Here is a 14,034-nt window from a genome sequence, read left to right as displayed (position 1 = left end):
ATGCCAAGTTGAGGTATTGCATTAATAGTAATTTTACCAATAATTTGTGCCATAGCAGGATTTATCGGCGGTTTATTTTTCACTAAAAAGAAATATGAAAAACAATTAAAAGAAAATCCCCCAATAAGTGAAAAAATGATTCGTGTTATGTTTCAACAAATGGGTAGAAAAGCTTCTGAATCCCAAATTAGACAAGTTATGCGCTCAATGAAAAATGCTAAATAAACTATATAAAGTGCTTTTTTATTTGCTAAACATTGTTTAGCATTTTTTTATTTTTAAATTAATTTTTATGCTAACATTCTAATTTGTTTTAAGAATAGGAGGGTTATAGTGAAACTAAAAAACAAATTATTTAGTATATTACTTACTACCGTAACTACTACTTTTCCATTATTAATAACTATTAGTTGTAAAAACACTTATTTACAAGAAAATATAAATAAAATTATTGAACCAAATAGAAATTAGTGTGCTAAATAAAAATAACAAAATAAACACTAGTATTGTTTCGATAAATGATTTAGAAATTACTAATATTGATAGAAATAAATATCGAATCATTAACTTAAAAATTGAATATCCCACTAATGAATCATTAAAATTAATTTTTCAAATAAAAAATGATGTTGTTTTAATAAGTAAAGAAAGAATAATTGTATTAGAAGGTTTTAAAAAACATTTATTTTTAGATAATGATGTTACTAAAAAATTAACAAAATCAAAACTAAATGACTTTCTTAATAAAATATTAATCTCATTAAATTCAAATAATGAATCAATATATGAAATTGTTAATAATTGAAAAAGCAAAAATTACTTCAATATTCATAATTTAAATAATCATGTTAATTTTCATATTAAAGGAATTACAAAAAAAGATGCCGAGCATATTTTAATAATCTACTTTGTAAGTGATAAAAATGATGCCGACAATATTTCAGATTTTAAAGAAAAAGAATTAAGAATAGGTTATCAATCAAATTTTAAAATTAAAGAAAAGATTAAAGAATATTATCCCGGTGATATAGAGCAAAGTTTTTATGAAAATAATAATACTTTCGGAGATATTGATTGATCACAAAATAACAAAAAATTATGAAAGAATTATGTAAGAAAATCATCCTTTGGTAATAAAGAATCTAAAATTAATGAACTTGCAGAGATTTTTGATAAATTACATTCCTCTTATCAATATGATGGAATTGATTTACGAAGTCAATATTTTGAATCAAGAAACATGACTGAAGGTTTAATCAAATAATATTATGATCATTGACTAGATAGAATGTACATTCATTCTAATTATACTGGAGATACAGAATTTTACAAAGAAGGGCCAGATCCTTTGTATACTGATATAAATAAATTAATATTTGATGATAAATTTATTCATTTATATACTATTCAAAAACGTTTCAATTGAGAAATGCAAGAATTAATTGTAGATAAAAATAACAAAGCAAACTTAGTGAATTTTATTAAAAATGGACTTGAACAAATATATGAAAGTATGAATGATGTTGATAAAGTTTTTAGTGCTATAAGATATGTAGCTGATTATTTCAAATATGATGGAACTGTAGCGTATGAAAATGTTATTTATTCAATCAATACTAGAAGAGCCGTTTGTCAACAATATGGATGAGCAATAGCTATGTTATTAAGAGCTGCTAATATTCAAGCACTTCCAATAGTTAATAAGGATCATAAACTCACGGCAGTAAAAATTAAGACAAAAAACGATAATAAACCAAAATGATATTTCTTGGATGCAACTTGATTTGACACAGATAGTAAATTGAAAATGCAAGTAAAACATATACCGCATGGATGAAATACAATTGGGATTAGAGATTATTGACAAATTTTGATTAAACCTTCAAGATTAGAAAAAGATACACTTCAATATGTTGGATCGCGATTCAATCTATTTTTACCATGAGATCAAATTCAAGATAAAGATTATGCTGCACAAGAAGACTTTTTTGAAACTTCAGTTTTTAATAATCCAAAATTTGAAGATAATGATATAACATTGCAAGGAGTAGATTATATATCTAGACCTTCTAGATATTTCTTTTATAAAGGATATTGATATTTTATTTCTCATTTTAAAAGAAATAATAATATTTCAAAAATGGGTTTATTCAAATTTCAACTTGATAATAAAATAATCAAGTTAGTAAAAGATGAAACAAATAACAAACAAGATAATAATGATGAAATTGCTAAACTTATAAATTTTAAAGAATCCTCTATAGCCCCTATGGTTTTTCAAGAAGGCAACTTAATTTATTTTTATTATTATTTAAAAAATAAACATATATTAGAAGTGTTTGATATTGAGAAAAAAATAAAAATAAAAGAAATAGAATTAAATAATAAATTTCCTAATGTTAAATTAGAGACCAATACACCTATATATGGTTTTACGGTTGAAAATGGTAATATAAATTTTGAATATAAAAACAATAATAATGAAAAAAATGAAACAAGTTTCAAAATTTTAGATTTATTAGAAAATTCAAATTTAAGTGACAATATTAATAATTTTGATTTATTCAAAAAAATACAATTAGCAAGAATAGAATATGGTACTTATATGTTTTTAGATAACTATAACAATAATGAATATAATTATTTACCAATTAAATTAAGAATAGAATTTGATAAATTAAGAAAAGAAATAGAAATCGTATTAAAAGAAGAACTATCGTCTCATCAAATTAACAATTTTATTAATAAATTAGACATATCATTAAAGAAATTAAGAGAATTTAATAAACAATAATTTTTCAAATTTATTCAAAAATTAACATTTTTTAATATTTTAAAAAAATATATAATAACAACATAAATACCTAATAACAAGAATAAAAATTGTCAAAATATCAAAAAAGAGCGCTATAAATAGTGTTTTTTTTTTTTTTTTTCTAAAATGTCTTTCTATTCAAGGAGTTATTTAATAATGAATACATCAAAGAAAAAGAAAACTACTATTATTTTAGGAACTGCAATTGGAGTTTTAGCAACTTCAGCTATTATTGCCGGAATTGTTTATAGTAGAGCAACAAAGAAAAATGGCGAATATAATCCTAACAATATCCTAGATATTGGTGTTTCTGAACAAGATATTATTGATCAAAAACCAAGTAGTTGAGATAACAAAAATAAAGAAAGATTTGAAAAACTTAGACTTTATTTACAAAAATTAACTGAGGCTTTAGATAAATTAACGGAAAACGCTAAGAAAAACTTAAGCATTGAAGATTATAAAAAGACAATTGAAGATTTAGAAACTAATCTAAACCGAGCTGCTTCAGTAAAAAAAATCGTTGAAGAAAGTATTAAAAATTTAGAAAAATGACCAGAAAAGCAAAAACTTTTAAAAGAAGATAAAGCTAAATTGGATAAATCAGTTGAAGAAGCCAAAAAAGCTTTAGAACTTGCCAAAGTTAAATTACAAAGATTGCTTAGCGATAAAGATAAATTAAAAAACAAAATTAAAGAAATTATTGAACAAATTAATGAAACAGTTGAAGAATCAACTAAAGCAAACATTACTTCAGAAATCGACCGCTTTATTAAAAAATTAACTGATTTAAGCAATGTTGCTAAAGGTTTAAAAAATGATGCAACAAAAGCGAGCTTGACTGAAGAAGCCAATAATTTAGCTAAAGCAATTACTAAAGCAGAAAATGAAATTAAGAGACTAAAAGAACTTAAAGCTAAATTAACTGATGCTGAACAAAAGAAAAATCTTGAAGAATATGCTAAACGATTTGAAGAAAAAGTAACTAAAGCAATAGAAAAAGCTAATAAAACTACTGATCTTGAAGCTTTAAAAGAAGCAATAAAAGATCTTGAAGAACTTAAAAAAGAAGGTGAAGCTGCTAAGAAACTAGCAGAATCTTTAGGTTTACCACAAGTAGCTAATAAAATCGAAGAAAGCATTAAAAAATTAGATAAAGCTATAGCTGATGCTAATAAAAAAGTTGCAGAAAAAGAACTTGAAATTGCTAAATTAAAAGAAGAAGCTAAACAATTATTAGAAGCCTTAACTAAAGCAATAGAAGAAGCCAAAAAAGCTAACACTTTAGAAGAATTAAATAATGCTATTACTAATTTAGAAACAAAAATTAAAGAAGCTAATGACTTAATTGAAAAACTAGAAAAAGCTTCACTAACTAAAGAAAGTGATGAACTTAAATTAAAAGTAGCCGAAGCTAAAAGAATCTTAGAAGAAACTAAAGCTAGAAAACAAGCTGAAGAAAATCGAGTTAATTTATTAAAAGAAAAAATTAATAAGCAAATAGACGCTTTAAAAGAAAATACTAAAAAAGTAAAAGATGCATTAAAAATAGAACTTTTAGAAAAAAGCCTTGAAACTTTAGCTAAAGAAATTGAAAACTCTGAAACATTATTAAATGAAGTCAAAAACGATAATTCCAAAACTAGTCTTGCAAATGAAATTCAAGCTTTAGAAGATGAAATTGCTAAAGCAAAAGCAGAACAACAAGCTTCACAAAAAAGATTAGAAGATCTTAGAAAAGCTCATTCAGAACTTGAAGCTAAAGTAAATGAAGCTTTACAAAAGGCTGACAATGCTCTTAGCGAAGCCAAAACTAATGAAAATAGTGATGATGTAGCAAAATTAACTGATATTTTAGCAAAATTAACTGACTCAAAAAATGAGTTAGATAAAGTTCAAACTGAAGCAACTAATAAAAATGAAACTGAACTTGCTAAAAAATGTCAAGATAAAAAATCGGAAGTTGATTCTTGAATTACTAAAATTACAAATCAAAAAACAAAAGCTGAACAAAAAGCTAAAGAAATAGAAGAAAATAAAGAAAAAATTACCAAACAAATTGATGAATTAACTAAAAAAGAAAAAGCTTTAGAAGAAGCGTTAAAAAGTGATGATAAAGCTAAAATCAATAAAGCCATTAGTGAACTTGAAACTGAAATTGATAATGCTAATAAATTACATGATAAAGTAAAAGATGAACCTAAATTAAAAATTGAAACTGAAGATTTAAAAAATAAAATTACTGAAGCAAAAACTAAATTAGATGATGCTAAAAATAAATTAGCTGAAATTGAAAATAAAGAAAACGAAGCCAAAAAAGCCGCTAATCAAGCTAAAGAAGAACTTAATGAAGCTTTAAAAGAAGTTGAAGAAGCTAAGAAAACTGAAGATTTAGATAAACTAAATAAAGCTAAAGAAAAATTAGATAAAGCAATTACTAAAGCTGAAGCAGCCAAAAAATTAGCTAATGAAGCTAAATTGCCAGAAGTATCTAAAGAATTAGAAAATTTAATTAAGAAAGCCAAAGAAGAGCAAAAAGAATTAAGCAAAAAAATTGCTGAAGTTGAAACTAAAAATCTTGAAGCAATCAAGAAAAAAATCACTGATGCAACTAATAAATTAGAAACTGAAATTCAAAAAGCAACTACTGCTTTAGGTTTTGAACATAATTTAGAAAAAATTCAACAATCATTAAATAGCATTACTGATGAAATTACCATTGCTACAAAAGTAAAAAATGATACTGAAGCAAATCAAAGTAAATATCAAACTGAATTTAATAATCTTAAAGCTAAACTAACTGAAGCAAACAATAAAAAAGCATCATTAGAAGAACGTAAAACTAACATTGAAAATGAAAGAAAAGTAGCTCAAGAAAATTACAATGAAGCAGAACGTTTAGCTAATGAAGCTATTAAAAAATATGATGATCATCACAATACTATTACTGAAGTTCAAAGTGCTATTAATGATTTAAAAGCAGCTTTAACTAAAACTGAAGCTAGTGAAACCGAAGCAACTAATATTGAATATAATGAATTAAAACAAAAAGCAACTGCTTTAAAAACTAAAATTAATGAAAAACTAGTTGAAGCAAATCAAAAATTAGCAGCTTTAAAAAGTGCAGAAGAACAAGAAAAACAAAGAATAGAGAAATTAAAACAAGAATTAAAAACTGCAACTAAAAATTTAGAAGATGCTCTTAAAGATTATCAAAAACAAACTTTAATTGATAATAAGCAAGAAGCACTTGACAAACTTAAAGCACAAATTGAAGCAGCGAAAACTTTAGATAAAAAGATTACTGATAATAATGATCAAACCAAAACTAACCCTGAATACACAAACTTTAAGAATAAATTAGATTCTGTTACTTCAACATATGAAACTGAAAAAACCAAATTAGCTAATGAAAAACAAGCAATAGAAAATAAAGTAAAAGATTTAGAAACTAAAACTAATGAAGCTATTACAAAAGCGGACAATGCTATTACTTCTAATAAAGAAAGCGATTTACAAAGCGCTTTAGATAAATTAAATGAAATTAAAAATAAAGCAACTTCTTTAAAAACTGAAATTTCACCAAAAGGTTATCAAATAGAAACTAATAAAGTAATTAAATTTGAAGAAGATTTATCAAGCAAGATTACTGAAGTAGACAATAAATTAAATGCTGAAAAGAATCGTATTAAAGCAGTAGCCAAAGCACTAGATCAAGCGCAAACATCCTTAGATCAAGCAATAAAAAATGTTACTGATAATAAAGATAATGTTACCAAGCTAACTGAAGCATTGACCACTTTACAAGCAACCATAACAACTACTGAAGGCATTGTAAATCAATATGATAAACCTGAAAATAATAGTGTTTCTTCATTAAAAGAAAAATTAAATAAATTAAAAGAAACATTAAAAACTGCAAAACAAACTAAAAAAGATTTAGAAAAAGAAAATAAAGAAAAAACTGAGAAAATCGATAAACAAGTGGATGATGCTAAGAAAAAAGCCGATGAAGCTATTAAAAAAGCCGATGATGCCTTAAAACAAGATCCACCTAAAAAAGATGATTTAGATAAAGCTAAAAAAGATCTAGAGGACGCCAAAAAAGATTTAAATGACGCCAAAAAAGAAGCTGATAAAAATCATTATGATGGAAAATCTAAAGAAGCTGAAGAAAAATCTAAAGAAGTAGATAAAAAATTAAAAGAAATTACTGATAAATTAGCAGACGAACAAGCAAAAGAAACCAAAAGAATTGCCGAAGTTAAAAAAGCACTTGAAGATGCGATCAAGTCATTAAAAACAATAAATGATAAAGTCAAAACTTTAGATGGTGTTGATGAATTAAAAGAAAATACAGAAAAATTAAATAAATCAATTTCTAATGCAATTACTACAAAAACAACATATAACATAGCTCAAAATCAAGCAGTTCCAGAATTAAAAACTTTATTAAATGAATTAAGTACTTTAATTAATGATGCTAATAAAAACCTTGAAGAAAAAAACAAGGAAATGTTTAATAAAATTAACTCTACTAATGATAAAGTAAGAGAAGCTCAAAAAGCAGTAGTTGATGCTATTAAAAAGGCTAAAGCAACTCCCGATAATAATGTTAGTGAACTTGAAAAAGCAGTTGAATCTCTAAATAATGCTAAAACTAAAGCCGAAGAAGCAAAAAATTTAGCTACAACTAATAAATATCAAGAAAAAGTTACTGAAGCACAAGCTTTAATAAATCAAGTCGAAACTCAATTAGCTAAAACAAGTCAAAAATTAGAAGATGCTAGAAGCGGAAAAATCACAAGAATTATTAATGAAATTAATGATGAAATATCAAAAGTAAAAACTGCTGAAACTAATGCTAAAAATGTTGAAGAAAATATTGATGAATTAGAGGAAAAATTGCCACTATTTGAACAAGCAATTACACAAGCGATTGCTAAACATTCAGATTTACAAAAAGATGAATGAGTTAAAAAACAACAAACCATTCTTAAAAAACTTGCTGATTTAAAAACCACAACAGATGAAGCTAACAACACCTTAGCTACTTTAAAAGCAAAACAACAAAAGAATAAAGCATTAGTTGAAAAAGCATTAAAAGATGCTAACGATTTAGCAATTCCCGCTAAAACTAAAGCAAATAATGCTATTTCATCTAAGGAAATTTCAAAACTAAAAGCTGCCCTTGAAGATTTAGAAAAAGCTATTGAAAAAGCTACTGAAGCAAAAACTTTGGCAACTAATAAGCATTATTCAGCTAAGCAACTTGAAGCTAACAATTTATTAAATGAACTTAATAAATTAAAACAAGATACTCAAAATGCTTTAGATGAAGCCAATCGTACCGAACAAGAAAGAATTAACAAATTAAAACAAGAAATATCAGAAATGATAACTAATCTTGATACTGCAATTAAGGAAGTTCAAAAAGAACATACAACTTCTAGTTCTTTAAGTGATGATATCGATAAATTAGAAAAAACTATTAGTAATGCAGAAAAATTATTATTAAAAATTAATAATGAAACCGCTTTAACTTCAGAAAAATCTACTTTAGAAACTAAAATAGATGAAGCTAAAAGAGAATTACAATCAGCAAATCAAGAAAAGCAAAGATTAATTGAACTTGAAGCTGCTAGAATAAAAGCAAAACAAGACATAGCAAAATTAGATCATTTAACAGAGCAACAAAAAAATGAGGCAAATAGTAAAATTGATGCTGCTAAAACTAAAGAACAAGTAGAAAACGTTGTTAAAGAATATACAGAAATTAATAAGCAAAATCGAGATGCAAAAATTGCTGAATTAAAAAATAAAATTAACACATTAACAAACAAACTTAATCAAGCTAACAATAATGCTGATTCAGCAAATGACCATCTTACCTTAGATAATGCAATTGTTGATTTAGAAAAACAAATAAAATCAGCGCAAGATTTTGTTGATGAATATAATGAAACAAAATATCCTGAAATTAATGATGATGTAAATTCATTAAAAAATCTAATAGAAACTTCTAAAGCAAAATTACAAACCGCTAGAAATAAATTAGTACAAGAAAAAAAAGCATTAGATGAAAAATTAAGATTAGCCAAACAAAAATTAGTTGAAGCAATTAATAATGCTAATGAAATAATTAAAAATAAAGATAAAAGTAAGTTTGAAGAAGCTAAAACTAAGTTACAAGAAGCTAAAACCGAACTTGAAAATGTAAAAACTGAAGCAGAAAATAAGAAATATCAAAAAGTTATTGATGATGCTAACTTAGAAATAACAAAAGCTGATGATAAAATAGCAGAAGTAGATGCAAATATTTATATTTATAATGTTCAATTTAATGTTGATAGCGATCGTAAAAAGTGACTTCCTTCAACATTTATAACTTCTTTTAATTATACAGTTACAAATCATCCAAGCAGTGATTATTTAGTTTCACATGAACACAAAGCTAATGATTTAACCGGAAAAGTATATGCAAGATTTACTTTTAGTTTAAGAAGCAATCCAAAAATAAAAGCATATAGAGATTTTGTTTTTAGTGACTTTAGAAAATATGAACCATTTAAGATGCAAAATTTAACAGCCAAATCTTCTAATGCTTATACAGTAGAACGAATCTACAATAGTATAAGAAATTCAGGAAATTATTATGATGCTTTAAAAGATTATGCAACTTGAAATCAAAATGATAAAGAACGTGATGAAATTATTGAAATTCATGATTTAACTTATGATGAAGATAGTAACAAAATTACTTTTAGATATAAAGTAACTAGAAAGAATGTTCCAACTGCTGATAGCTATACTTCAACATCTATGCAAGATCAAGTTTATGAATCAGACTTGCAAACGTTAGATGTTAGAGCAGCTTTAGAAAATGTTCACCGTGGTTATGTTAATTATTATAATCCAACCTTTAATGTTAATAATAAAGATAGATTAGCATCTAATGTTGATAAGAATCACCAAAGTGATATTACTTTAAAAACTGAATTAAAAGATCAATTTGAATATGAAATTACTCATATTAGTCCTAATGATGAAACTGGTGAATTAACAATAAAAGCAACTATAAAATCTAAGAAATTCCCAGATATTAGTAAAGAGTTTGAATATAAAATCACTGGATTTAAAAAAGATTTACCTAATGATGATTTTAATTTAACTAGTGATGATTTGAAATTAGATTATTTAAAAACAAAATACAATTTTGTAAATTATTATGGTATGTTTAAGCAATTTTGAGATAACAAAACAACAGTAGGATATAATTCACAAAACCCAACTACACTTTTTAAAGATATTTTTAATAGAAGTAATGAAGTAATTTCTGCTGATTATATTAGTGGCGAAGGAAAATTCAAATATTCTTATAATAAAACAAAACAAAATGTTATTATAGGTAAAAATCAAGATGGCAGTTATATAACCAAAGCAGTTACTAAAAAGTATGACAAAGAAGTAAGTATTCTAAGGTTATTAGAGTCTATACATTATGCTTTTGTATTAAGTAATAAAACTTTTGAAAATGTAACCCTTGATATTAGTTTTTCTGGTTTTAAAGACTTCTGAAATTGACATGCATTAGCATATAACCTAGGAACTGAAGAAATGAAGAAAAAGGTAGATCTAATAAAATCAATACTAAATAATTCTCATACGAGTTCACTAATACAAACTATTTTGGAAAGCGGAGATTATCAAAAAGCATTATCAAATTATGATTATCTTAAAGGTGAATTTCAAAAAACAATAAATGCATCGTTAGAAATTTGCGCACTTTTTGAGGCTTATACTTCATCACCTTATTATAATGATTTGAAAACCAATGCCGATACTATACGTAAAATGATTAATGATTATGAAACTAAATATTGAAAATAAAAAATAAACTAATTAAGTGCAACACTATGAAATAATTTTATAGGTTGCATTTTTATATTATTAAGATAAATAAAAAAAGAGCAACCTAAATAAAGTGCTTCAATAGGTCACTCATGATTAATTTATAATCACTTAAATTACAAAAATAGAATTATTATTCAAGAATATTTAAATAAAGGTTTTTCTATTAGAAAAATAGCCGAATAAATAAATCACCATCAACAATATCTCGCGAAATAAAACGCAATTTCGATAATAATAAATTGGTTTACAATTCAGAAATAGCTAATCAAAAGTCCATTCTCAGAAGTAAACATAGGTCTTATTTATGATATTTTTTAGTAAAACATAGATATGAAGAATTTATTGATCAATTTGTCGCATTATATGATGATAAACTTTGAACCGTTGAGTCAACTTATTTTTTATTTAATTTGGATTTATATTTTTGAACTATACTTTGTAGCTTGTTTATATAATGACTAAGAGTTGGCTTGGCTTTCTTAATATTGCTTTTTTCTAATTCTTTTTTTAACTCATTTAAACTAAAATCTAAATGATTAATTTTTAATTTAAAAAAAGTTAATTCTTTATTTGAAAATAAATCTTCTAGTTGATGTTCAATCATATAATTATAATTTTCAATAAAATTAGCATTTGATTTAGCAATTCTTTCTTGATTATAGTAATCAAAATTAGTTAATCGATTAATATTGTTAGAAAAATCTCTTTCAATTTTTTGTTCTTCAAAAGTTAAATAAGCATTATAAGTTCCAATTGCTTTTAAAAAATCACAAATGTTTTCAATTTTTTTTAAATATAAAACAAATTTATTTTTTCGCTCTATAAATTTAAAATTTAAATTATGCTCATTTAATATAACTAAATCTTCTAATGCTAAGTCTTTATTTAAATAATTTATTTCCAAATGATAATTAGTGCTTGAAATATCACTAATTGAACCACTAGCTAAAAAAACTCCACTAAAATAATGTTGTTGTTTTAATAAGTTTTTTTTATATACATCATTTTTATTTATTAATAATTGATTACTTTTTGGTTGAAAAAAAATAATATTTAAATAAGCTAATTTATTTTTTATAAATGAATAAATTTCATCATTATTAATAGTAATTATCATTTGATTATCTTTGTAAGAAGAAGTAGCAAAAATGCCATTAAGCATCGATAATGTTTCGTCATTATTTAACTTAACAGTAAGTATTTCTTTTTTTATAAAAAAACTAAAAGAATTTTTCATTTTATTTCCTTATAAATAAAAAAGCAACGTCCTATCTTCCCTATCGGTATTTTCGGCACTGAAGGTCTTAACTGCTGAGTTCGGAATGGTATCAGGTGGTACCCCTTCGTTATGGTTGCTATGTAAACATTATATACAAAAATAATTTTTTTGTAATTTTTTTGAAAATTTTTTCCTAAAAAATAAATGTCCAAATTTTAAAAAAATTAAATAATATAATTTTAAGTATGGGAACAAAATTAACAAAAGATAATATTAAAAAACAACTTGATTTAGAAAAAAAATCAATTTTAAAATATTACTTGTTATTTTGTTTTTTTGGATTACCATTTGCCATATTGTTTATAGTTGCTAGAGCACTTAGTTTGGGTGGGCGAGTTTGAGTTACAATAGAAATAATTTCGACTATTGCATGAATATACTGATCTGTTGATGTAGGAATTAGAGTATTCAAAAATACAATTTCTCTTACAAAAATGAAATCAATTATGTACAGAAGAAAAATTTATATTAATGAAAATAAAAAAATTGTACTTGAAATTAAAGAAAAATAAAAAATGAGTAAATGCAATTAATGAATGAGATGAAAATTATGTTAATCCTTTTGATAAATAAAAATTGATTAAAGAGTATTAATTAAAAAATAGTAAATAGAATAGGACAAAAAAATGAAAAAATATACTAAATACAAACAAAGCAATAAAGAATTCGATGAAATGACAGAAAACATAAAAAAATTATGTGCTATACCATCCATTAGTAAATATGATGAAAATAATGAATTTCCATTTGGAAAAGAAGTTGATGATGCTTTAAATTTTGCTTTAGTATTAGCAAAGCGCTTTGGTTTTAAAATTTATAAAGATAAAAATAAGAAATATGGTTTTGCTCAAATAGGAGATGGCAAAAAAATTATTGGCATTTTAGCACATTTAGACGTTGTTCCTGCAGGAGATGAAGATCAATGAATTAGTAGTGCATTCGATCCTATTAAAAAAGAAAATGAACTTTTTGGTAGAGGAAGTTTAGATGATAAAGGTCCGGCAATAATAAATTTATATGCCATGAAATATATTTATGATAAAAAATTATTAGATAAAGAATGAGCAATTAGAATTATTTTTGGACTTTCAGAAGAAACTACAATGTTATCTATGAAAGAATACTTGCATGATTTTGGTGAACCTTATATTTCATATACCCCAGATGGTGAATGGCCATTAATTTATGCTGAAAAAATGGTTTACCATGTTAATTTATGTTTTCCTAAAATAGAAAACTTATATCTTAAAGCAGGTGAAGTTGTTAACCAAATTCCTGATACTCTATATGTTAAATATCCAAAAGTTGAAGAAATAACAAAATTTTTAAATAAAAATGATTATCAATTGGATAAAAAACTATCTATTTTAACAATAAAAGGAATTGGTGGCCATGGATCAACTCCAGAAAAAGGTGATAATGCCATTATTAAATTTTTAAAAGCGTTTAAAGAAACTTTTTCTGAATATGAAAATAATTCATTAATAAAATTTATTAGCGATAATTTTAGTGATAATGATTTTGAATTAAAAAATATTTTTCCTAATTATACTGATTTTTCGGGGCCTTTATCTGCTAATTTAGGAATTATTAATACTAATGATGATGGATATATTTTAAGTTTTGATTTAAGGGTTCCAGTTACACATAATAAAAATCAAGTTTATAGCGATTTAAGTAAATATGTAGCTAAATTAAATAAAAAAATTATTATTGATCCTATTGGTTTTAAACCTGCAAAATATATTGAAAAAGATAACAAGTTAGTAACAATATTAATGCAAACTTTTAATGAAGGTATGAAAACAAATGAAGAGCCTCTAGCAATTGGTGGCGGAACATATGCTAGAATAGTCAAAAATTGTGTTGCATTTGGGTCAACTAAATATATGCATTTAATGCATGGTCCTAATGAAAGATTTACTTATAAGGAAATGAAAGAATCATTGGAAATTTATATTAATGCTTTAATAAGATTACAAGAATATGATAACTAATTCCTTTTATTAAAAATAAGGTAAAATAA

Annotated in this window: 8 protein-coding genes and 1 rRNA gene; 7 read left to right on the top strand and 2 right to left on the bottom strand. The window is 24.4% G+C overall.

The features are described 5' to 3' along the window. The 5 genes from ACLFP3_RS03230 (at position 1) to ACLFP3_RS03210 (ending at position 10,705) form a co-directional block, all read left to right on the top strand. A complete protein-coding gene (locus ACLFP3_RS03230; RefSeq protein ID WP_412031518.1) occupies positions 1 to 225 on the top strand; it encodes a YneF family protein in 225 nt (74 codons plus the stop codon). Between the two features lie 108 nt (positions 226 to 333). Beyond that, positions 334 to 471 (top strand): hypothetical protein, encoded by a 138-nt coding sequence (locus ACLFP3_RS03225; RefSeq protein WP_412031517.1) that lies wholly within the window; start codon positions 334 to 336, stop codon positions 469 to 471. Continuing rightward, positions 452 to 1,264 (top strand): hypothetical protein, encoded by an 813-nt coding sequence (locus ACLFP3_RS03220; RefSeq protein ID WP_412031516.1) that lies wholly within the window; start codon positions 452 to 454, stop codon positions 1,262 to 1,264. The genes ACLFP3_RS03225 and ACLFP3_RS03220 overlap by 20 nt, the downstream gene beginning before the upstream one ends. Positions 1,265 to 1,288: 24 nt before the next feature. Then, entirely contained in the window at positions 1,289 to 2,794 is a 1,506-nt protein-coding gene (locus tag ACLFP3_RS03215) for a transglutaminase domain-containing protein (RefSeq protein WP_412031515.1), read from the top strand. A 177-nt stretch (positions 2,795 to 2,971) separates the two neighbouring features. Then, positions 2,972 to 10,705, top strand: coding sequence for a hypothetical protein (locus ACLFP3_RS03210; protein ID WP_412031514.1), 7,734 nt, complete (start codon positions 2,972 to 2,974; stop codon positions 10,703 to 10,705). Between the two features lie 418 nt (positions 10,706 to 11,123). On the opposite strand, the gene whiA is transcribed toward ACLFP3_RS03210, so the two are convergent. After that, positions 11,124 to 11,966: a DNA-binding protein WhiA gene (gene whiA, locus ACLFP3_RS03205; RefSeq protein WP_412031513.1), complete on the bottom strand. Its 843-nt coding sequence runs from the start codon at positions 11,964 to 11,966 to the stop codon at positions 11,124 to 11,126. An 18-nt stretch (positions 11,967 to 11,984) separates the two neighbouring features. Further along, a 5S ribosomal RNA gene (gene rrf / locus ACLFP3_RS03200) occupies positions 11,985 to 12,089 on the bottom strand. 104 nt (positions 12,090 to 12,193) lie between these two features. Between rrf and ACLFP3_RS03195 the strand changes: the two genes are divergently transcribed. After that, positions 12,194 to 12,520: a hypothetical protein gene (locus ACLFP3_RS03195; protein WP_412031512.1), complete on the top strand. Its 327-nt coding sequence runs from the start codon at positions 12,194 to 12,196 to the stop codon at positions 12,518 to 12,520. 114 nt (positions 12,521 to 12,634) lie between these two features. Beyond that, positions 12,635 to 14,005 carry a Sapep family Mn(2+)-dependent dipeptidase gene (locus ACLFP3_RS03190; RefSeq protein WP_412031511.1) on the top strand — a complete coding sequence of 457 codons (1,371 nt, stop codon included), beginning with the start codon at positions 12,635 to 12,637 and terminating at the stop codon, positions 14,003 to 14,005. Positions 14,006 to 14,034: the final 29 nt, after the last annotated feature.

Source organism: Metamycoplasma buccale (genome assembly GCF_046774455.1).
GTDB lineage: Bacteria > Bacillota_I > Bacilli_A > Mycoplasmatales > Metamycoplasmataceae > Metamycoplasma > Metamycoplasma buccale.
Note: the sequence above shows the minus strand (reverse complement) of the source record. Positions and strands in the feature narration are given on the sequence as shown.